We start from the raw sequence: 22,531 nt of genomic DNA, 5'->3' as shown, positions 1-22,531 counted from the left end.
TCAAAAAGCTCAAACCAAGAACGTATCCTGATTTGGTGAAAGCGCTCCAGGAATCGTTAGATTCAATCACCACAAAAGATATCCGTAACTGGTTTACCCATTGCTGCTATTGTTCCTCATAATTTCGCAATTCGCTATATGCAATTAGAAGACTACTTTGATTTCTTAGCTCCTGATGATATTCGCCTTAAAGGAACACGCATTGGCATAGAACATATTCTCTACCAATATATCCATCGTGCTCAAACTCCCTCAGCCATAACTGAACGTTATCGAACCGTAACACTAGAACAGGTTCACGCTACTATTTTATACTATTTACACAACCAAGAATCTGTGAGTGCCTATTTAGCTGATTGGTTAGCCTGGAGTCATCAGATGCGAAAACAACAACAGGAAAATCCGCCACCATTTATTGAAAAGCTACGACAATTGAAGGCAAAAAAACAAGTAGATTCTCAACAAGATACTTCAAGTCAAGCCGTGAGTTAATGACAATTAAATATCTCCTGGATGAACATATTCCACTGGTGCTTCGCACACAAATGTTGCAACGATATCCTCAATTGCAAGTTTGGGTAATTGGTGACCCCAATGCACCCCCTAAAGGCACTCCCGATGCAGATATTCTTGGTTGGTGTGAAGACAATAGATTTATTTTGGTTACGAATAACCGCAAAACAATGCCAGTTCATCTAGCTGAACATCTGGCAGATAATCATCATGTACCAGGAATATTTATTATCAATGATGATATGACCATGGGGCAAATTATGGAAAAATTGATGATTGTAGCTGAGGCAGCTTGGGAAGATGAATACCAAGACCGCATTAGTTTTATGCCGCTACTATAAAAGCAGAAATTCTATCTTTTTACTGCTTTTCCAAACCCAATTCTGTGCAATGTTAGGACGACTCGCGTTTGCGCTTTTTATTCTCGGTTTAAATCTTAGCATTTCTGTCTTGAAAAGGACACGATAATATCGTACCCCTACGCAATCAAGGATTTCTGGGAAAGGGTAGGGACACGGCACTGCCGTGTCCTCAACTGATATTAACTTAGGTATGCCACATCACTACTTTGATTGCCCATTTTCTTGAGATCTGAGATAGGTTTCGATCGCGTCACCCGCCGCCTTGACTCCATCTTCTTGCTGCACCCACTTTCCCACCTCGGCGGCTTTGCTTCCATAACTCGGCTCAAATAAGAGTTGCTTGAGTTCAGTCATTAATGTATTCGCACTATATTCATGTCGGGCGAGAGTACGCGCCACCCCTAAACGCACCAAACGCATGGCATTATCGGGCTGATCATGGGCATAAGGTACCACTAACATGGGATGCCCCGATCGCAAAGCTTGTCCCGTGGTGCCAACTCCGCCATGATGCACAATCACCGCCGCACGGGGGAAAATTTCAGAGTGGGGGGCATAGTCAACCACAATCACCCCTTCCGGTAACTGGTTTAACGGTAAGTTGGGGACTCCCTTGCCCACTAATAGCACCGCCCGGTATCCTAATTGTTGAGCCGCGATCGCACCTTCTAAATAGAAGTTTCCGGGTGTCCATACCATCAGCGAACCCAAGGTAAATATAATCGGAGGAGTTCCAGAGTCAAGAAACCTTGCCAATTCTGGAGACAAATTCTCCTGTTTAGCGCGATCGTAAAAAGGAAACCCCGTCACCTGAGTTTGGGGACACCAATCCGGTTGCGGCTTGGCTAGCTTTGAAGAAAATAACGCCAGTACCAAATCCGGCGAATGTTGACCTTCAAACACCGGATCACAACTGGGTGGTAACCCCAACTCCCCCCGCAGTTGACGTATCGGCGCACTCCACAATCGGGCTTGCCAACGAAACTGGCGCAGGCGGGCGTCATTGGCGACAACGGCTAAGGCTTGTTCATAAGGGGAGATGGTTGTAGTGGAAAGGGTTTGGGAATCGTAAGCCGACATAAATAGGATCGGGGAGAGAACCGTTGACACCCAAGGAATCCCTGTTTTTGCTGCAACCAATGATCCAGCAAAGCTTAAATGGTGCGTCAACAGCAGATCCGCATTCTGCACCGCCTCCAGTAACGCCTTGTATGTCGCCCTCAGATGGGGCATTAATAGATAACAGATAGTATATTCACTTTCCCGACGGGATTCGGACAGCACACCGATAAACTCCCCATCCTGCTGCATATCGATCGCACTATCGTAGCGAACCGGATGAAATCCAATCCCCTCGGCTTCAATCTTGTACCGATACAGTTCACTTGTGGCAATAACAGCACAATGTCCCCGTGCTTGCAACTCCAGCGCGATCGCCATATAGGGATGAATATCGCCAAAGGAACCGTAGGCTGTTAAAACAATATGTTTATTGGTCATTGGTCATTTGTCATTGGTCATTTGTCATTGGTCATTTGTCATTGGTCATTGGTCATTTGTCATTTGCGATAATTGAACGGTTAGGTCGGGGCGGGTTTAGTTACATTAGGGTGAAAACGAAACGTTAGCAGTAAAACCCGCCCCTACAAAAGATGTTTTATCGGAACGCCTCTTTTCCCCCTGCTCCCAGACGTGCCATGGCACGTCTCTACATTGGCTTCCCCAGCTCTCCCCGCTTCCCCAGCTCCCCATCTCCTAACATCCCTGCACAATATTAGTGGTAGGATTATTTTTTAGCCTATCATTGACTTGATGTAAATAAAGCCTGTTAATTTTCCTCTCTAATCTCAAAAAATATATAGCTATAGAGGAATTCCAAATGATTCGTGAACGAAAATTTTGGTGAATTTGACTGTCCGTAAGGGTTTAAGGTGAATGAATGTTCACATCTCATTTGTACACTCTCATTTCTTATCCCTTCCCTTATTCAAGGATAGGACGCCATAAGAAACGTCTAATTCTTGAGTTCACCAGACGAGAAGCCGAAGAAAGCGCCCCCAGCGTCCCTCAAGCTAAAACGCTGTCACCCCTCATTGGTCATCAGGTTAGTCAATCGTATGAACACAACAAACGTTAACCCTGCCAGAAACGGCGTCACAACAACGGTGCAGGTGTCCTCAGCCGGTTATGATCACGGCAACTCGGCGTCGATTAAACGTAATACCCAAGACCTGGGTGAGAATTTCTACAATCGTGGACTCAATGTCGCCGTCTTCGATGAATTTACCGGACAACCCATTTTTGGTACGACGTTTGATACCTTTAACTCAGGCAACTCCGAATCCTTTGCCCAATTTGTCTCCACCTTACCCCCAGGTCGAATTGTCGCCATTGCCATTAAAGATGATGCTAACTTTAATTTATCTGATCCGGGCAAAAGAGCCTGTAAATCCTTGGGAAGTCGGCTGATTGATGATCTACAATTCCGCAGTTCTTGGGCGATAATTGGTCAAACGGATGCTGCACCGGGAACGGCAACAGAAAAGTTGTCTCATGAGGCGGCGGTTACTTGTTCGCGGGAGATTACAGCGACAAAGGTGAGTGTTCCTAGTTTTACCATCGCCGCGACATCGGCAGGGAATAATTGGGGTAATATGGCTCAAGTTACCTGTAATGGGGAACTCATTCCCCTAGCGGAAGGATATCAGCGCGGTTTGAATGTTGTCGTTTTCGATCCGTCCAATGGGCATCAACTTCAGAGTCGATCCTTTGATATCTATGCTGATCCCGCGAATGCGGATGCCTTTGCCGACTGGATAGAGACTATACCACAGGGTCGGGTGGTTGCGATCGCGGCAAAAGATGACGCCAGCTTTAATCTCTCGGATCTTGCCAAAACCGCCTGTAAGTCTATTGGTAGTACTCAAATTCACCGTCTTCAATTTAGAGGATCGTGGGCGATTGTCGGCATCAAAGGTGCTTCTGGGGGTGCAGTTATCGAAAATTTGAATAACTTCGGCTCCGTTTCTGTCAACGCCTGGTTTCCCTTGGTTGACTCTTCCCCAGTTAATCCATCTGTGGCTCAACCTGTGGCTGAATCGATAGAATCCTCCGAATCAAGCTCAGGGAACAAGAAACAAGTAATCATTATCGGACTTTTGCTGGCTATTATTGTTATCGTTGTTATCGGGGCTATTTTAATTAAGAAGGATTAAATATAAAGGCTATTTCTGAACCGACGCTCTAGAGGAAAATTGTTAATGTTAGGACTATTCTTATTTCTCGTATTTTTGACCTTCTTCAGTTTGTTATTGTATGACCCCAAAAAATTGCCAATCCTCAAGCTGAAACGTACACCCCACCAAGTTTTACTGCCTCACCCCCCAACCCCTAAACCTTCACCGCCAACGGTATCGGATATTGATTCAGGAAGTCGTAAGGCGATTGCCACAACCTTATCGGATCTCGACCAATTGCAGGCGGCACAGGAACCTAAGGAGCAACGTATCGTCGCCGATTCCTCTAAGTTTAATCAAACCATTATCAACGAGGCATTACAGAGTTCGCGAGATGCCATTTTTGTCAAAATTGAGGAATTTATCCAAAGCCAGCGCCAAGTCTCTGGTGCTTATACTCCCCTCTATGAGCTATTAAGTGATTATCCCTTTCGCGTCGGGAAAATGTTACGCCCAACGATGTGTATTAGTGTCGCTCGCGCGGTGGGAGGAATGGGACATTCGGCATTAACTGCTGCTGCTGCATTGGAACTGTATCACAATGCGTTCTTAATTCATGATGATATCGAAGATGAGTCGGAGTCTCGACGGGGAAAGGGGACATTACACCAAATGATTGGCATTCCCCGGGCGATTAATGTGGGGGATGCGACGAATGTTTTAGCGGTGGGATTGCTGCTGGAAAACTTATCGGTGCTGGGGGTATCTAAGGCGCTGAATATTTTACATGAAATTGAGTTCATGGCGCGGCAATCTGTGGAAGGACAGGCAATGGAATTGGATTGGGTGGCGACTAATCCCTCCCATCTGAGTGACCAAGATTACTTTACCATGTGCGTGAAAAAGACCTGCTGGTATTCCTTTATTACCCCTTGTCGGATTGGTCTAATTGTCGGACATCCTGCCTCAAGTGTTGAGGATTTGGTCGAACCCTTAGCCGGATTAACCCGGTTTGGCATGATTTTGGGGATCGCGTTTCAAATCCAAGATGATTTGTTAAATCTCCAGGGGGAAATGGAATCCTATGGCAAAGAAATTGGTGGCGATATCTATGAAGGCAAACGCACGTTGATGCTGAACCATGTTTTAGCTAACAGTAAACAGGAAGCGGAGAAAATGCGGGAAATTCTGGCTCTACCTCGCCCCCAGAAACATCCTGATCATGTTGCCTTCATTATGGAGCAAATGCAGCGGTGCGGCAGCATTGAGCATGGTTGGAACGTGGCGCGATCGCTTGCCCAAAAAGCCGCCGATATCTTTGATTCTTTGGAGTTCTTGTTCCCGGAAACCCCACTGCGCCCTGGAGAACAATGGGTTGCTCCAGTTCATGACCGTCGATTTCTCAAGGAGTTGATTAATTATGTCATTTATCGAAGTCAGTAGGTTGCGATCGCCATTTGTCATTCGTTATTGCTTTTTGTCGTATGGATAAATGATCAAAAAAAATGATTGCAAAAATATTAAGTTTTAATAAGAATAGATAATTTTGAGTAGAAGGGAATAAAGCTCGATTACAATAATAGGATACTCAGATTTAGGATAATTGTAAAGTTTATCATAGCGCAGAAAAAGTTTGACAAGTTCACAACTCGAAAAACGAATAAGGAGTAAATAAAATGGCTCAAATCAAAGTCGAAACCGTCGATCTAAACGACTGGAAAGAAGAATCCTATGAAAAGGGTTCCGGAAAGTGGGATGTATCCCGGAATGGTCAAGAAGTGATCCAGAAGAAAAATGGTAAACCTACGTTATTTTATAGTCCATTTAATGTTTTTAATACCAAAGTATCCGGGAAAATAAGCGTCGGCAACACGGGGGATGATGATTTTATTGGGTTTGCCCTAGGATTCCACCCCGGGGATACCACCAATAGTTCCGCTAAATATCTACTCGTTGATTGGAGGAAAGGTCAGCAGAAACGGTGGGGAGAACTTGCCCAAACCGGATTAGCGGTATCTTTAATTAATGGAGTTCCTAAAGATCAAGCTGAATTCTGGAGTCATACGGGTAAAGTCACTGAACTGGCGCGGGGAAAAACTCTGGGCAATAAGGGATGGGAAAAACACGTCGAAAATACGTTTGACTTTGTTTATACTAAAACCAATTTGCAAGTCTCTGTGAATGGCAGCTTAGAAATTGATATTGACGGCGATTTTAGTGAAGGGCGGATTGCGTTCTATAACTTCTCCCAAAATAATGTCACCTATAAAGCCTTTGAGAAAAAAGTTCTCCCATCGGGTCAATTGCAAGTCTATGCGGCTTCTGAAGAAGGGGTAGAATTCCAAAATCCTATGGACACGGCTGCTAAAATTAAAGTCACCCCGTCTGGTACTTGGTCGGTGAAAGACGGAGTAGAGATTACCGCCGCCGGAGAACCAGGAGCTGAACTACTCAGTCATGTGACGTATCCGAACAATACACCCTACGCCTTGGTTGCTGTAGATCAAGCGAGTGGTGAAGTTATTGAAGAAATCAGCAGCGCTAAGACTCTCAGCCTCAAAGCAGGTCAAATTGTCATCTTTAAAATGAATGATGAGCCAGGGTGGTATTGGGATAATAAAGGGTGCATCACGGTGGATTGGATGATTCTGGATTAAATCATCATTGGTCATTTGTGCTTGACCTCTGATGAATGTGGAGACGTGCTAGTCCACGTCTCTATTCAGTTCTTACCTGTTCGCCATTACCCTTTCAAAGGCGATAACTTACCAACTTTTATGTATTGACAAAATGCACAAAATCAGCATTTGGGGGACTCCGAAACAAATTAACCAATTTTGACTAACTTTTATGCATTTACACCCCGGTGTTCTATTGGTTATCGTTAGTAACATATTTGGATATCACTCACTTAAAGCAACATTTTGTAGGTTAGGTGGCTGAATTCTAAATAGAGTGTTAAATATATATTTTTTACGGAGGAAATAAAATGGCATCTGTAGCATTAGGAACTCGCGTCGGCACAATTGAACCCTTGTCAGCAGACCGGGCAGCGAATACTTGGCATAAAGTAGAATTTAGTCCACCTTTTCCAGCTAACACCAAAGTGGTCGTTATGCCAATGACTCAAACTTATAATGGTTCGGAAATACCCAACTTAAGACTACAGAATGTGAGTACCAATGGGTTCCAGATTCGTTTTGATGAACTCAAGAGTTCGGTGTCTAACAGCGACGGAGACCATGTCGATGAAACCGTAGGCTGGGTAGCCTACGCCTTCTAATCGTAGAACTAAACTTAACTCCTGATTAGACAATGATTACATCAACGTTATTTAACTTAATAAATTTTTTTAAGTATAAAGAGTGAATAAAGATTAAAATAGACAAAGTAAAACGCCGTCCGATTAGGTGTTAAATGAGTCAGCGCTTAAAAAAAACTCTTGTCCTGCCCCAAGTAACGTTACAACTCCATTCCGGTACAGACTTGGTTCTCCAGCTATTGATCCGGAATCAACTTCATGAAGCCGTACTTTTACGTCCGACTCTAGATGATTGGGTTCTTAATAACAGTGAGATTTTGCCCGTTGTGAGTCGTTTAGAACCACCTTATGTTTATTTGTTTCCAGAGTATGAGTCTACTTGTCAATTAACGATTCCCGTTCCAGACTATTTGCCGAGTGGGACAAGCCTGAAAACCTGGTTAAGATTTCCCGGTTGGCTAGAAGACGCTATTCCCATCCAATTGGAACTATTAGAAACCACAGAAATTAGCGATCGCACTCCCGTAATCCATCCCTTAATGGTCACCTTTCCGCCGCCGAGAGACAGCAAGGAAAACTACTTGGGAACGGCTGAACCCAGTACCGCCGGAATCTTTGGTCTGATGTCGGGGTTAATCGATTTGGATAAAATTCCTGCCCGTTGGTTGATCGCAGAACTGCTAACACGGCTGTGCCAACATGGAACCAATTATGCCCAGACGCCCCAAGGGAATGAACTCCTTACCCAACTGAGTCGCACCCAGTTCTTTAAAAATGGTGTTTATGCCTTTTCCTCTGCCCAAGTTCCGGCTTGGATATCGAGTAGTCTATCCATGGCGAATACTATCCTCGCCGCCCAAATTGGACAACGGCATCTGCTTTCTATTTGGGAGGAATGGTTATTTGATTTAGCCCAAACTGATATTGAAATCGGAGATGGGGTAGGTAGGAGAGATGGGGAAGATGGGGAAGATAGGGGAGATAGGGGAGTTAACTCAGAATTGAATAAGGGCGGGTTTTGCTCAAACGTTACTATCAATAGCGACAAGAAAATCCCTAAACCCGCCCCGACAAACCCGGTTCCCTATCAGCGAAGCGAAGCGTCAATACTCAACACGCAAAACCCTGAACAATGGTTTGCAGGACTACTTTTAGGACTTGCCCAGGTATCACCTAGAATGGCGAATTGTTTTCGGGCGATCGCGACTCAGGAATCCACAATACCAACTGTTGATCATACAGTTGCCGCCCAAGCTAGCTACAGTTTAACCACCGGATTACCGGGACTGGATGCGCTTCCGGGGCGTTGGTTGGTGGTGGAACTCCTGATTCTGTTGGCACAACAAGGGGATACCTATAGCCGCACGGAATCCGGTTGCCAATTACTGAATCAACTTAGCCGTACCCGTTTCTTTAAGAATGGTGTCCTCGCCTTTGCTTCAGCCCAAGCCCCCCGATGGCTGGTGATCAGTCAATCAGCGGCGGCGGCGTATCATTCCTCTCTGGGGGTGCAGATGGGACAAGGGGGATTACTTCATGTCGGCGAAAAATGGTTGTGGACATTAGTTCCCAATACCTTAAACGTTAAAGGGATGGACAACCCCGTTTCTGTATCCAATGCAGCGACAAAAACCTTTGTCTCCGAACTGGGAATGGATGCCCAGCGCTGGTTTGTGGGGATTCTGTTGGGACTGATTCAGGTGTCACCAAAGATGGCGACGTGGGTAAAGGCGATCGCGGATCAAGCCCCGCCGCCTCTGGCGCCTACTCCAACCTCCCCCGTCATGTTCAATGATGTTCTGAATGAAGGAGGTTCCCTGGGGCGATGAATGTCAACGAACAAGTTCTCCTCAACCGTGTCGAAGCTTTACGCATTCCCCTAGAAGATCCCAGCTTACCCCTGGATTGGAAGGATTGGTATCACTTTATTTTGCTGGATCTGAAAACGGGAATCCGTCTACTCGTCAACGCTACCCTGATTGGCAAACCGGAACAGGGGCAGATGCAAGTCAGCTTTATTGCCAACTTGCCCTCCACCCAAATTACTCCAGAACTGGAATTCCCCCCCTCGGTGGCAACCTTTGGCACAACCTTTAGCCTAGACTGGCAACCGGACATGGTATGTCGTCATCCCTTACGTCTGCAAGGAAGAGGGATCAATCTGGAAATTAATGGCATGAACTCATCGGTTCACGTTCACGACGAGAGGGCGCAGCTTTCCCTCAACGTTCAAGGACAAGCTGAAGCCATGCCCCTATTAGTAACTGAAGATGCGCCATTCGGCAGTGGTTTTATTGGTTGGGGGTTAATTCCAGGATTAAAGGTTTCGGGAGAACTATCCGTTTGTGGGCGATCCTTTGCCATTGATCACGACTGGTTCTGCTATCACGATCGCAATTTTGGTCGGTTTCGCTGGGGTGAGGATATTGGTTGGGAATGGTTTGTCGCTTATGTTACTGACAAAAAGGGCAGATCGTTCACACTAGTGTTAGACAAACGCACGAATAAAAACCATTCCATCAGTGGTTTACCCTATATTTTTATCTATTCCGGCACTCGCTTGCGGAAGGTGTTTTTGGGGTCTACGTTACAAATTGATTGGGATTGGTCTGCTTCTGCTAGTTTACCGTTACGTCTTCCTGGAATCATGGCATCCCTGTTTGGCGATCGCACGGTGAGTATGCCTCAACAGTTACAGGTACAAGCGGCAGATGATCAGGATCAATTGTCATTAACCATGGCATTTGATGCCACCAGTGAGTTAATTGTACCCGATAATCAGAGTCGCCAATATACCTTTATTGAGGAAGTGACAGGTTCGGTTGACATGACTCTGGTGCTTCAAAGTGAAATAATACAAGCTAGGGGGTTTGCCTATGGCGAATATGTTCATTAGTTTGTAGTAAGCGCTTTAGCGCTTCTGGCGTTTCTGGCACGCTTCGTGCCGACTACGAACATCCTTTGACGGTTGCATCAACTCTAATTAATTTAAATGACTTCTTCACCAGTAACAATAAAGGTTCAATCGGCGGGTGGATTCATGGGTGACTCAGCCCGGATCACACTCAACGACCAAGAAATTGGGTTTATTCACTATAGTCGCGGACTGAATGTTGCTGTTATCGATGAAGTAACAGGACACCCCTTAGTTTGCACCACATTTGATACCTTTTTCCCTGGAAATGCCGACCGATTTGCCGATCTAATCGAACAGTTGCCCAGTGGTCGAATTGTCGCGATCGCGGTTAAAGATGATGCCAGTGCCAACCTAAGTCAGCGGGCAAAACGCGCCTGTCAATCTCTGGGCAGTCGGCAAGTTCACTGTCTCAGATTTCGCACCTCTTGGGCGCTAATTGGTCAAAAAGATGCTAAACCTGGAATCGCGAAAGAAGAATTATCGGACTATTCCGATGTCATCTGTTCTCGTTTAATTCCTGTCTCTGCGGATGCCGTAAACCGTCCCAGCTTAGGGGTGATATCAGCAGGGGGAAATCAGGGCAATTTCGCCCAAATGACCTGGAATAACGAAGAGATAGGGATAGAAGGAGGATATCAACGGGGATTGAATGTTGTTGTCTTTGACCAGGACAATAAAACGCAAGTATTCAGTCGTTCCTTTGATTTGTTTGCTAATCCGGAGAATGCCGAAGCCTTTGCCCAACTGATTGAAGATTGTTCCCCAGATCACGGGATTGCCATTGCTGTCAAAGATGATGCCGCTATCAATCTTTCCGAACGGGCAAAGCAAGCCTGTGAATCCATTGGTAGTCGCCTGATTCACCATCTGCAATTCCGCAGTTCTTGGGCGATTGTGGGATATAAAGATACATCAGCAGGTTCAGCCATAGAACAGTTGAGTCATGATCGATCCGTGGGAGTTCGAGTTTGGTGAGAGAATGCCTCGGTTTCGGAACTGAGTTAGGAGTCAATTCAAAACTTATCCATTTGCTCTTGTTGAGTCTAAAGCAATTTCAACAACCCCACGCTACTAACGTGGAGCGTGGGGATTGTAAGACAAATTACAATTAAAACCGTTGAATACCGCATTGAGTCTCGGTTTGGTACAGACACCCGGATACTTCCCTAGTCCGGATCAAATCTAAAGCCTTTTGTCGGGCTGTTGTTAAGTCAAGACATCTTAACCGAGATGGCGGGAAGGGACTAAATACTTTACTCGTGAGGATTATCTCTATGCTACGAGTACCAGTTTTATCAAAGTCGGGCAAGCCTTTAATGCCTACCAAACCTAGCCGCGCTAGACGCTGGCTAAAGGAGGGTAAAGCCAAGGTGGTACACAACGATTTAGAATGCTTTGTCATTCAGCTAACCTTTGAAACAGAGGAAAACACCCAGCCCATAGCGGTAGGGATAGACCCTGGTAAAAGTTATTCGGGGATTGGGGTTCAATCAAATCAAGTCACCCTCTGGATGGCTCATTTAGTCCTACCGTTTAAGACAGTCAAGGAACGGATGGAACTACGGCGTGTCATGCGTCGAGCAAGGAGAGGTAGACGGATTAACCGGAAGCTGCCTTACCATGAACGATGCCACCGCCCAGGCAGGTTTGATAACCGCAAACAAAAAAAGCTACCACCCTCTATTCGAGCCAACAAACAGCTAGAGTTACGGGTAGTCAAGGAGCTGTTTAAGCTATTCCCCATCAGTGCTATTCACTATGAGTTAGTCATGGCTGATGTGGACAGAACCCGCGGTCGCAAGTCAGCTCGGTCTGGTGTTGGGTTTTCTCCAGTCATGGTCGGTCAACAACAAATGTTAACTTGGCTGTCTGAACTAGCCCCCGTCACGACTCACCAAGGATGGGAAAGAAATTGTAATGGTACTAGCCAGCTTAGACAGTGGCTAGGGTTAGCCAAAGACAAGAAAAACAAGGACCAACAGACACCTGCAACCCATGCTGTTGATGGTGTTACCTTGGCGGCGTTTGAATTCACTCAATGGCGAGAGTGGTACTCGAATAATGCAAAACATGGGCGCTGGTGTGGGGATGTTCAAATCACATCGGCACCGTTTGCGATAATCCGTAGACCGCCAATTAGCCGTAGACAGTTACACTTGTGTGTTCCATCAAAAGGAGGCAAACGGCGTAAATACGGTGGTACAGTTACCCGCCATGGCTTCAGAAAAGGTGACAAGGTTATAGCCGAAAAAGCTGGAAAGACTTACATCGGCTGGTGTTCTGGAGACACCAAAAAACAAGTTTCAGTTAGTGACGTTAACTGGAAACGATTAGGACAGTTTACCGCCAAAAAAGTCCAGTTGTTGCAGCGAAGCACGGGGTTAATTGTCGTGCCTTCAACTGGATTGTCAAATCTCCCCTTGCCCTTAAGGGTCGATTTGACCGCTATCCCTCTCCGGGTTGCTTCGCGCTCACCCGGAGTCTCACGCGAATACGATGAATTTTTCTAAACTAGCTAGATTAAAAAGCGATCATGAGATATCATAACTTTTTCAGTATTTCTAGACATTGCATAACCCTGAAAAAACGAATTTAGGGCTTGAACTTCCATTAAGCGTTAACTAAATAAAAAACTTATCAATTAGAATCAAGGGTACTAATGATGCAGAGGTTCAGCAAAAAAGAGGCGTTAATTGCCTCGGTTATTTTATTTCTCACCTTAGGAACTGTCACCCCTCAGTTCCGGCTCACCTCCCTGCGGTTGAGTCCGGTATTGGCTCAGGTTTCACCGGAGGAATTCGAGGTACCAGAATCCGTTCCCCGTGGGACAACCGTGCGGCTGGATGGTTCTAGCAGTATGGCAAAGGTAAATCAAGCCTTAAAAGAGCGCTTTGAGCGACAGTATCCCAATAGTGAGGTTCAACTCAATGCGGCTGGGAGTACCGCCGCCTTAGAAGCCTTAGTCAACGAAGAAATTGATCTGGCGGCGATTGGACGCCCGTTGACGGCGGTAGAAAAGGCACAAGGATTAGTGCAAATTCCATTAAGTCGGCAAAAGATTGCCATTCTCGTCGGACCCAATAGTCCGTATGGTGAAATAGATATTACCTTTGAGGACTTTTCCAGGGTGTTCCGAGGTGAAATTACCGATTGGTCAGAACTTGGGGGTGAACCCGGACCGATTCAACTAATTGATCGCCCGGAGTATAGTGATACCCGGCGGGCGTTTCAACGCTACGATGTGTTTAAAGCGGCATCGTTTAGAACCGGAGCCAATACCACCCAGGTGGATCGAGATAGTACCGATGCCGTAATTGAAGAACTGGGGAGAAACGCTGGCGGGATTGGGTATGCGATCGCGGATCAAGTGTTTGATCGTCAGGATGTGAAAATCATCCCCATGCATAAAGTCTTTCCCGATGATGAACGCTACCCCTTTTCCCAATCCCTGTCTTATGTCTATAAGGAACCTGCTACGCCTGCGGTAGAAGCCTTTGTCGGCTATGCTTTAGATCCTTCCAATGAGGAGGCGGTTGACGAAGCCGTTGCCGAAACCACCACAGAACCAGAAGACGCGATCGAAGAACCCGCCGCCGCCGCACCCCAGTTAGCCCAGGCACCGAATGTACCCGATTCTCCCGAACCTGCCGCCCCCGTGGAGGTTGATGAGGGCGATGTCGATGCTCAAGCCACGCCACCCGGACTAATCCCCTGGTGGGTACCGTTACTGATCGCCCTTTCGTTTCTAGCTGGCGGTTTCCTCGTCTGGCTGCTGAAAAATCGCGACGATGATGAACGTCCAAAACGTAGTCCTTTCGGTGAGGGAATAGCGACGAATGGCACACCAATAAACACAGCGAGTGCGGCTGTTCCTCTCCCAACACCAGCGCCAGCGCCAGCACCAGCGCCAGCACCAGCCCCAGTCCACAGCAGTTTACACCTAGTCCCCTACGATGGCAAAAACGCATACACCTATTGGGACGTAGCCCCAGCCCATATCCAGAATCTCCAGCGTCAAGGTGGCAAAGATCTGGTAGTACGGCTTTACGATGTCACCGACAGCCTGATTTCGCCCCATCAGCCCCCCTATCTCCTCCAGCAGTTTAGCTGTGAACCTCAACCTCCCTATATCCTGTTGACGCTACCCGCAGAAAATCGGGATTATTTAGCGGAGTTAGGGTATCTCACCCCAGGCGGAGAATGGCTGCTCTTGGCTACCTCAAATAAGGTGCGGGTTTCTCCGACAATTCCCATCAGTACCGCCGTCACCGCCACTCCCAACCTACAAGCTGGGCTTGTGCCATCGCCCTACCCAGCCACGACAACATCGGCGATGACAACACCGCCTCCCCAATCGGGGTACGGCGGAGGATATTACGCGCCAGCCTCCGCTCACAGTCGCCTATTTTTGGTTCCTTATGACGGCAAAAATGCCTACACCTATTGGGACATTGCCCCCGTTCAAGCCCAATCCCTCCAGCGTTTAGGGGGAGAAAAGCTGATGCTGCGTCTGTATGATGTCACCGATAGTCCCAACCCAGAGCGGGATCAGCCCCCGATGCTACAACAGTTTGGATGTCAGGGGGAGCAAAACTATTTACTGTTGTCTTTACCCACAGAAAACCGGGATTATTTAGTGGAACTGGGTTACTTGACCCGCGAAGGCTACTGGTTACCGTTGACGCGATCGGAAACTGTGCGGGTGACGCCAATTTTGGGGACGGGCAATGTTCTCCCAGGAGGAATAGGTCATGGTGAAGGAACCTGGTTGTCCCATTCTCCGAGTCCCTCTCACAGTCGCCTATTCTTAGTACCTTACAGCGGCAAAAATGCCTATGCTTACTGGGAATTGGCGCCGAACCAGATTCAAGCCTTAAAGCACCAAGGGGGAGAAACACTACTGTTGCGTCTGTATGATGTCTCCGACAGCTTAGATCCAGAGCGCTATCGTTCCCACTGTGTTCAGGAATACGATTGTGAGAGTTCAGAAAATTATGTACTGCTCACATTTCCGTCAGCGGATCAGGATTACCTGGCTGAGTTGGGATATGTCACCGCAAGTGGGGACTGGCTTCCTATCGCTGACTCGGAAACAGTACGAGTGACGACCAATATCCCCACTGACAGCGATACGCTGTTCTTGGTGTCAAGGGATCGTAACAATTCGTACACCTATTTGGAAGTTCCGCCCACCGTGCTGGAGGCGCTTAAGCATAAGGCGTAACTGTAGAGACGTTCCGGTGGAACGTCTGGGAGATGGGGGAGATGAGGGAGCTGGGGGAGATGGGGAAGATGAGGCAAATTGTGTAGGGGCGGGTTTCACTACTATCTTTTCGGTGACACCCAGATGTAACTAAACCCGCCCTTGACAAATGACAAATGACGAATGACAAATGACGAATGACAAATGACACCAGATGTAACTAAACTCGCCCTTGACAAATGACGAATGACAAATGACAAATGACGAATGACCAAATTTTTAGATGCGGGTGAAGGAAGAACAAAGGAATGAACCATAACGAAGCCCATCTCCATATCACTGTTCAGTCTGCCGCTGGTAACCAGGGAAATTCGGCTCGGATTACTGTAAATGACGAAGAATTCGGGTTTGACCCGTACAATCGCGGACTGAATGTGGCAGTTATCCATGAAGTGACGGGTCAAAAGCTGGGTAGCGCCACCTTTGATACCTTTGGTGATCCCAGTTGTGCGATCGCCTTCACCGAATGGATGGAGAGTCTGCCTGTTGGTCGAATTGTGGCGATCGCGCTGAAGGATGAGGGGACTGTCTATCTGGATGAGCGGGCGAAAAATGCTTGTGCGGCGTTGGGGGCGTATTGGGTTTACTATCTGCAATTTCGCAGTTCTTGGGCGATGATTGGTCAAAAGGGAGCGACACCGGGAACGGCGACTGAAGCGTTATCGGATGAGCATGGCGTCACCTGTTCTCGTTCCTTTACACTCCCCTCCATTTTCACAGATACGGCGACGATTTCGGCGACATCGGCGGCTGGAGAGTACGGTGTTTTAACGCATATTAGCCGCAATGGATATGTAATCCCAATTAAAGGAGGATATCAGCGGGGGTTAAATGTGGTAGTGTTTGAACCTGCTACTGGCAAGCCCCTTTCGAGTGGTTCGTTTGACTTGTTTGCAGATGCATCTGTTGCGGATGTCTTTGCCCAGCAGATTGAAGCGATACCCGATGGGAAGATTGTGGCGATCGCACTTAAAGATGATGCCTTTGTCAATCTCTCCCAAGCTGCCAAAGATGCCTGTCGCGCGATCGGTAGCCGTCTGATTGATGAATTGCAATTTCGCGGGGCTTGGTCAATTGTCGGATATAAAGGCGCATCTCCGGATGCCGTGATTGAAAATCTGAATAATTCTGGGTTCACCTCCGTCAAAGCTTGGATGCCGTTAGTCATACCCTGCCCCACCTGGCAGCCTCAACAGAAGCTACAACCCCCAGATTTACCCGAAAAAGGGATCTTTGGCAGCGCTATTGCTATGAGTGGAGATACGGCGATTGTTGGGGCGCGTTTGGCTCCAGTGAATGGTTGTCCGGCTGTGGGCAGTGCCTATATTTTCCAACACACAAACGGCGTGTGGACGGAAATACAGAAACTGCAACCGTCGGGGTTTGGGCATCAAGATGTTTTTGGGAATGCGGTTGCTATTCATGGAAATCTGGCGATTGTCGGTGCCTATTTTACTGATGCGCCCGATCGCCCCAATGCCGGGAGTGCCTATATTTTCCAACAGGAAAATGGCGTGTGGACAGAAAAACAGAAACTCCAACCTGCTGACTTACAGGCAAATGACTGCTTCGGGAGTGCGGTGGCGATTAGTGACAATTTCGCGATCATCGGTGCTTATACCGTAGACGCCGAAAGTCGTCCCGAAGCTGGGAGTGCCTATATTTTCCAGTTAGAGAACGGGGTGTGGCAACAAAAACAGAAGCTGCAACCCGATGACTTACAGCGCGGGGATGGTTTTGGGGGTGCAGTGGCGATTAGTGGAAACATGGCGATCATTGGGGCGCGTCTTGCCAAGGCAGATAGCGGTCAATTTGCCGGGAGTGCCTATATTTTCCAGTTAGAAAACGGGGTGTGGCAACAAAAACAGAAACTGCAACCTGCTGACTTACAATATGGGGATAATTTTGGGAATGCGATCGCGCTCAGTGGCGAAGTCGCGATTGTCGGTGCCTATGGTGTCGATGCCCAACGGTATCCCGATACTGGCGCTGCCTACATTTTCCAACAGGAAAACGGGGTGTGGCAACAAAAACAGAAGCTGCAACCCACTGACTTACAACGTCGCCATGGCTTCGGCTGTTCTGTCGCCATTCAGGGACAAGTGGCTGTCGTCGGGACTTCCGATGCTGGAAGCGCCTACATTTTCCAACTCAATCACGGAACATGGCAGCACCAACAAACCCTATACTCTCCGGAGGTGCAACCCAAAGACGGGTTTGGGTATACCGTTGCCCTAAGTGATGGAGTTGTCATCACCGGGGCGCATAATGCAGATGCTCAAGGGCGCCCTTATGCGGGTAGTGCTTACATCGCATTTGCCAACGAAACGTGATAACTCTATCCCTCATCTCCCCTGACTCAGGAGAGCTAGTGCATCGCGGCAAAAATACTTGAGCAGCTTCGTAGATACGATGAAGCTGGGGGAGCTGGGGGAGCTGAGGGAGCTGGGGGAGATATTAGCTGTTCAGTTATTTCTGCCTTCTTTCACTAGGGAAAAATCAGCCGTTCAGCACTTAGACCTTAATCGCAAAAGCTGTATATGTAGGGTGTGTTAGCGTAGCGTAACGCACCATTGCCACTGCGTAAATCTTGAACAGGTTTCATTAAGAAACACAAACGAATGTTGGCTTAGGGGGAACTCATCAGACATTATAGAAACTTGAGTGTTAGTGATTCATTAAGCTAAACTGTCTTTTTGAGCAACTATTTGCAGCATTTATAAAGGGTGAACTATGACCAATCAAGCTCAATCTGAGCAATTCCTTTTGACTCATTCTCGTGATGTGACAATTATTAATATTGATGCGCGAGTTAACAACAATAATAACCCCGTCATCAAATATTTGAAACCTGGCACTTATGAGGTTCAGTTTATTGATCAATCTCAAGGTGGTATGTATGATGCCTGGAGTCGTTGGAGTTTCGTCTATGAATGTGAAGAAAATGGCGAAAATTGTACTACTGGATGGCTCAATGAATACTACATAACCTCCAGTGAATTTATCGTTAGCGTACCCACGACAGGTGTATATGCAACACCAGAACTCGCTCGCTCTAAAGCAAAAAACACCTCATTTACCCTAAAATTTGGCAGTGAGGTCAGCTTTTTTATCAGTGATGACCTACTGGCGGATAATCAGGGGGGAGTCTCTTTGCTGGTCAAACGACAAAATATTCGTCAACCCCCTTCATTACTGGGAAATTTAGTGTTAGTCGGGTTGCTGATTGCTTCAGTTGCGCTAACCTGGTTCATTTTAGATCCTTAAATTAGTCACTATAGCCAAGGGAGAATCTACCGTTTATGCCAATTCAGTTTTTTTTGGAGTAGGATAATTAATGAAGCGTCTGGTTGTTTGTTGTGATGGAACCTGGCAAAAACTAACGAGTCCTTATCCCACGAATGTGGTTAAAATTGCCCAAGCCGTTAAAGCAACCTGTAGTCAAAATATTCCCCAGCTTGTCTTTTATGATGAGGGGATTGGTACAGAGAACCCATTTGCTAAGATGTTGGGTGGCGCGTTTGGTAAAGGAATTGATCGAAACATACAAGATGGCTATCGCTTTCTTTGCTTAAACTATGAACCTGGGGATAAAATTTATTTGTTCGGTTTCAGCCGTGGCGCTTATACGGTTCGCAGTTTAGCGGGAATGATCTTTAATTCAGGACTATTACCGCGAGAAAAGATTCGCAAAGCTCCTGAAGCTTACGAGAACTATCGCTCCCGTAAGAGTGAAGATAAACCAGATTCCTACAAGATGGAAAAGTTTCGCCAAGACAATAACGCCAAGCAAGTTCCGATTACGCTTCTTGGTTGCTGGGACACCGTCGGTGCCCTTGGCATACCTGATTTATCAGCTTTTCTCTCCTTCGACCAAAAGATTAACCAGAAATACGCCTTCCACGATACCTCATTGAGTCCTATTATTAAGAATGCCCTACATGCTGTTGCTATTGATGAGCAGCGTGAGGTTTTCAACGTTACCCCCATGGAGATAAGCCGCAGGAGCGAATATAAGGGTCAGCCAGTGGATCAATTCCTACGTCAAGTTTGGTTTCCAGGTGTTCATGGCTCAGTAGGCGGTGGCTCTCAAGAACAAGCTGGTTTATCCGATGGAGCGTTGCTGTGGATGATTGAATCCATTGAGCAATTGCGTCAACAACAACGTCTGGGATTGGAACTTGATCCAACCGTCATCGAATATGGGATTCACCCTGACCCAACTATCATGTTCAGCAATGAACCGCAGAGTTTGATCGGTCGATTAACATTCAAAACTGGACAGATAACCCGCACAGTAAGTGATGACTTTAATGAGCTACATGAGAGTGTTAAAGAACGGTGGCAAAAACTTTTTGACTACCGACCTACAAATCTGGAAAAATTCAAGGCTTTATTAGATAAACACGGAGAGCAATAGACACTCCTCTAACTTTATTATGGGTAACATACAATCCATAGAAAAAAATCAAGTAGGTCGGTGGAAATAAACCGAACTATGTTAAGTTCTGCGAATGTTACTCAAACCCTTACTGTTCCCTGTTCCCTAATCTCAACCGTTCACATTAATTGTGTCCACCTAGTTATCAACATTCTAAACTGAAACACCATGATTACTCCAACGGCTGATCAAATCGCTCAAACCAAAAAAGCGATTGAAGATTATTACATTTCCTGGTTCTATCATCCATACAAACGTGAAGGAGTTGCTCCCTTTTATCAGATGCATGAACCGGGAGAATCAATTCGTGGAACCGTGATGATCTTTCATGGCTTTTCAGCTAAACCGATGCAAATGTTTCTGGTGGGTGACTACCTCTTCCGCAACGGGTTTAATATCTATCAAATTCCTTTGGCGGGTCATGCGTTTATTCCACCCGATAGTTATTGGCCCCAAGTTGACCTCAAGCCAGAATTTCGTGATCCTCTACGGGAAGAAGCCCGAAAAGATGCCGTTCTAGATCTTTTCTTGTCCAATCGTGATAATAAATCGCCAAAGCAATTTCAACGATTGACAACGTTTCAGAAGATGGCACTAATTGGTCGGATCATCAAAATGGCACCCCAGCTATTGGATATGGCATTGGCAATTGAGCGACCCAATGACCCAGATTTTGATCGCTATTTCACGTCGTCTCATATGAAGTATTTGACCGATGCACAGGAACGTTTGGCAGAACTGGATGCGATGCCAGGACCGATTTATACCCTGGGACTCTCTGTTGGTGGTGCCGTTGCCCTCGGACTAGCGGCGTCCCGACCGGATCGCATTAAAAAGGTGGTGGCTTATGCGCCGCTTTTGGAAGTATCTAATGAAGTTAATGAGCGTTACATTAACCTCACAGGTCCCTTAGACTTGAGGGAATTTTCTTGGGAACAAAATGTTAGTTTTCCGGTTGGCTGTTTAACCGCTGCTAACCGTTTTGGTGCCTTTGTTCGTAGTGACAAAAACCGAGAAGCGTTAAAGACTATTCCCACATTTTTGGTGTTAACCGAGAACGAAGACGCGGCTGATCTGAAAACCAACCAGAGATTCTTCGACCAATTAGGTGGGAAAGACAAAGGACACCATTACTATCTCTATCCAGCGAGTGACCTTGTACCTCATCCTATGGTAGACCCGATGGAAGTGAGTCAGGGAATGACGAATCGTTTCTGGAAGAGTTTGTATCAGGAAACCTTCCGCTTTCTGACGACAGGTGAGATTGATGCGGATAACATGAGCAACCTTGAGGAAGCACCGGATTTACCGCCGATACCGACTTATTCGTAACCGATATTGGGGAAGCAGGGGGAGCAATGTAGAGACGTAGCATGCTACGTCTGGGAGCTGGGGGAGATGAGGGAGATGGGAGACAAAATTTCTATAGCCTATTACCCTGTTCCCTAACATAAGACGAATGACGTAGCTTGCTTCTCAAGGGTAGCGAGTATGACAAATGACAAATGACGAATGACAAATGACAAATGACAAATGACCAATAACGAACAATTAGCTCAATGGTTATATCGCCTTGTAGAAATCCTGCGTAGCCAAGGAAATTCGACATGGCGTAGGTTGGTTCAGACGGTTTCTGGCAAAACGGCTGTGATTGAGCTAGATGGAACTCAATTGCAACTGTGGGCGCAGGGAGATGAACCGTTGCAGGTTCACATCGAATCCTTGACAGAACCACAACCCGTTCATTTTTGCAGCGATGCTGAAACCCTGAGAGATATCATTACGGGTTCTGTGACATTGGATGCGGCGGTAATGAGTGGCAAAATTTATGTGAGGGGTGACTTACCCGACTTACTGGGTATCAATCAGGTCGTCATGGGCATTTTAGCCGACAGTGCGATTAATTTACAGTTACAACGCCTCTGGAACGAATTTGATCACCTCTGGTTCCAGCCCCCCTCTCCTCCCCCTTGTCAATCCCTTGACCAACAAATGCCATCCCGTGGTTATCTGATCAACCAGATTCCCGCCGACGTACTCAACATTGAAGTGGATTGACATCACCCGAAAGGGCGATATACTCTACTTTATCCTTGTCTGCTTGGTAAAATTTACGGAGTTTTACCAAGATTCTTAATGAAGATTTAAGATTTTTGACAATTTCGGTTATTGGCGGCGATCGCGCCTATTCTGATATACAGAGCGCCGATTAACGGCGACGCTAACTTGCTGTTCACTCACTTGCCATAACGAGCTAATTATTTTATGACTACTCTACCTACATTGATTCGTTCCCTTGCTTTAACCGCCCTACTCAGCTTTATTGCTCCCGTTGTCCTCTTCTTGGGATTTTTCGCCTTTCTATGCACCATGAGCTGGGTTCCTGGCTTGGAAACCCTTGGTCAAACAGGCGCAAACGATTTGTTACAGTTTCTGGCGATTTTTGGGAACGGCTGTTCCGTGGAAGGGCTGCTCGTGATTAGCTTGACCTGTAGCTTTGTGGCAGCCTTATTTGATACCTACGCCTTCTATAGCTATCAGCATCTTAACGATCACTAACATCGACTATTGTAACCAATGATTTCCTCTATTCGGTT

At 46.6% G+C, this 22,531-nt stretch carries 18 protein-coding genes; 17 read left to right on the top strand and 1 reads right to left on the bottom strand.

Annotation, left to right across the window (positions count from 1 at the left end):
* Nucleotides 1-138: 138 nt before the first annotated feature.
* Nucleotides 139-492: a DUF433 domain-containing protein gene (locus RIG66_RS06075; protein WP_446344475.1), complete on the top strand. Its 354-nt coding sequence runs from the start codon at nucleotides 139-141 to the stop codon at nucleotides 490-492.
* Nucleotides 492-854, top strand: coding sequence for a DUF5615 family PIN-like protein (locus tag RIG66_RS06070; RefSeq protein WP_446376159.1), 363 nt, complete (start codon nucleotides 492-494; stop codon nucleotides 852-854). Before RIG66_RS06075 ends, RIG66_RS06070 begins: the two co-directional genes overlap by 1 nt.
* A gap of 222 nt (nucleotides 855-1,076) precedes the next feature.
* On the opposite strand, the gene RIG66_RS06065 is transcribed toward RIG66_RS06070, so the two are convergent.
* A complete protein-coding gene (locus tag RIG66_RS06065) occupies nucleotides 1,077-2,375 on the bottom strand; it encodes a glycosyltransferase (protein WP_446376157.1) in 1,299 nt (432 codons plus the stop codon).
* A 617-nt stretch (nucleotides 2,376-2,992) separates the two neighbouring features.
* Here RIG66_RS06065 and RIG66_RS06060 point away from each other — a divergent pair.
* From RIG66_RS06060 to RIG66_RS05990, 15 genes are all read left to right on the top strand, one after another.
* The gene (locus tag RIG66_RS06060; protein WP_446376155.1) at nucleotides 2,993-4,090 is read left to right on the top strand and encodes an interleukin-like EMT inducer domain-containing protein; all 1,098 of its coding nucleotides are present in this window, start codon (nucleotides 2,993-2,995) and stop codon (nucleotides 4,088-4,090) included.
* A gap of 45 nt (nucleotides 4,091-4,135) precedes the next feature.
* Nucleotides 4,136-5,494 (top strand): polyprenyl synthetase family protein, encoded by a 1,359-nt coding sequence (locus RIG66_RS06055; protein ID WP_446376153.1) that lies wholly within the window; start codon nucleotides 4,136-4,138, stop codon nucleotides 5,492-5,494.
* A gap of 233 nt (nucleotides 5,495-5,727) precedes the next feature.
* Nucleotides 5,728-6,708, top strand: a complete 981-nt coding sequence (locus tag RIG66_RS06050) for a hypothetical protein (RefSeq protein WP_446376151.1) — start codon at nucleotides 5,728-5,730, stop codon at nucleotides 6,706-6,708.
* 332 nt (nucleotides 6,709-7,040) lie between these two features.
* Nucleotides 7,041-7,334, top strand: a complete 294-nt coding sequence (locus tag RIG66_RS06045) for a hypothetical protein (protein WP_446376149.1) — start codon at nucleotides 7,041-7,043, stop codon at nucleotides 7,332-7,334.
* 134 nt (nucleotides 7,335-7,468) lie between these two features.
* Nucleotides 7,469-9,142 carry a hypothetical protein gene (locus RIG66_RS06040; protein ID WP_446376147.1) on the top strand — a complete coding sequence of 558 codons (1,674 nt, stop codon included), beginning with the start codon at nucleotides 7,469-7,471 and terminating at the stop codon, nucleotides 9,140-9,142.
* On the top strand, nucleotides 9,139-10,209 hold the full coding sequence (locus RIG66_RS06035; RefSeq protein ID WP_446376145.1) for a hypothetical protein: 1,071 nt from the start codon (nucleotides 9,139-9,141) through the stop codon (nucleotides 10,207-10,209). The genes RIG66_RS06040 and RIG66_RS06035 overlap by 4 nt, the downstream gene beginning before the upstream one ends.
* Before the next feature lie 96 nt (nucleotides 10,210-10,305).
* Nucleotides 10,306-11,205 (top strand): interleukin-like EMT inducer domain-containing protein, encoded by a 900-nt coding sequence (locus RIG66_RS06030; RefSeq protein WP_446376143.1) that lies wholly within the window; start codon nucleotides 10,306-10,308, stop codon nucleotides 11,203-11,205.
* A 299-nt stretch (nucleotides 11,206-11,504) separates the two neighbouring features.
* On the top strand, nucleotides 11,505-12,740 hold the full coding sequence (locus RIG66_RS06025; RefSeq protein ID WP_446376141.1) for an RRXRR domain-containing protein: 1,236 nt from the start codon (nucleotides 11,505-11,507) through the stop codon (nucleotides 12,738-12,740).
* A 149-nt stretch (nucleotides 12,741-12,889) separates the two neighbouring features.
* The gene (locus RIG66_RS06020; protein WP_446376139.1) at nucleotides 12,890-15,454 is read left to right on the top strand and encodes a DUF4912 domain-containing protein; all 2,565 of its coding nucleotides are present in this window, start codon (nucleotides 12,890-12,892) and stop codon (nucleotides 15,452-15,454) included.
* 287 nt (nucleotides 15,455-15,741) lie between these two features.
* Nucleotides 15,742-17,826 carry an interleukin-like EMT inducer domain-containing protein gene (locus RIG66_RS06015; protein ID WP_446376137.1) on the top strand — a complete coding sequence of 695 codons (2,085 nt, stop codon included), beginning with the start codon at nucleotides 15,742-15,744 and terminating at the stop codon, nucleotides 17,824-17,826.
* Between the two features lie 400 nt (nucleotides 17,827-18,226).
* Nucleotides 18,227-18,760 (top strand): hypothetical protein, encoded by a 534-nt coding sequence (locus RIG66_RS06010; RefSeq protein ID WP_446376135.1) that lies wholly within the window; start codon nucleotides 18,227-18,229, stop codon nucleotides 18,758-18,760.
* A 70-nt stretch (nucleotides 18,761-18,830) separates the two neighbouring features.
* The gene (locus RIG66_RS06005) at nucleotides 18,831-19,913 is read left to right on the top strand and encodes a DUF2235 domain-containing protein (RefSeq protein WP_446376133.1); all 1,083 of its coding nucleotides are present in this window, start codon (nucleotides 18,831-18,833) and stop codon (nucleotides 19,911-19,913) included.
* 189 nt (nucleotides 19,914-20,102) lie between these two features.
* On the top strand, nucleotides 20,103-21,266 hold the full coding sequence (locus tag RIG66_RS06000) for an alpha/beta hydrolase (protein ID WP_446376132.1): 1,164 nt from the start codon (nucleotides 20,103-20,105) through the stop codon (nucleotides 21,264-21,266).
* A 201-nt stretch (nucleotides 21,267-21,467) separates the two neighbouring features.
* Nucleotides 21,468-21,992: an SCP2 sterol-binding domain-containing protein gene (locus RIG66_RS05995; RefSeq protein ID WP_446376130.1), complete on the top strand. Its 525-nt coding sequence runs from the start codon at nucleotides 21,468-21,470 to the stop codon at nucleotides 21,990-21,992.
* A gap of 207 nt (nucleotides 21,993-22,199) precedes the next feature.
* Nucleotides 22,200-22,493, top strand: a complete 294-nt coding sequence (locus RIG66_RS05990) for a hypothetical protein (protein WP_446376128.1) — start codon at nucleotides 22,200-22,202, stop codon at nucleotides 22,491-22,493.
* Nucleotides 22,494-22,531: the final 38 nt, after the last annotated feature.

Source organism: Coleofasciculus sp. E2-BRE-01, from assembly GCF_040221695.1.
GTDB lineage: Bacteria > Cyanobacteriota > Cyanobacteriia > Cyanobacteriales > Coleofasciculaceae > Coleofasciculus.
Note: the sequence above shows the minus strand (reverse complement) of the source record. Positions and strands in the feature narration are given on the sequence as shown.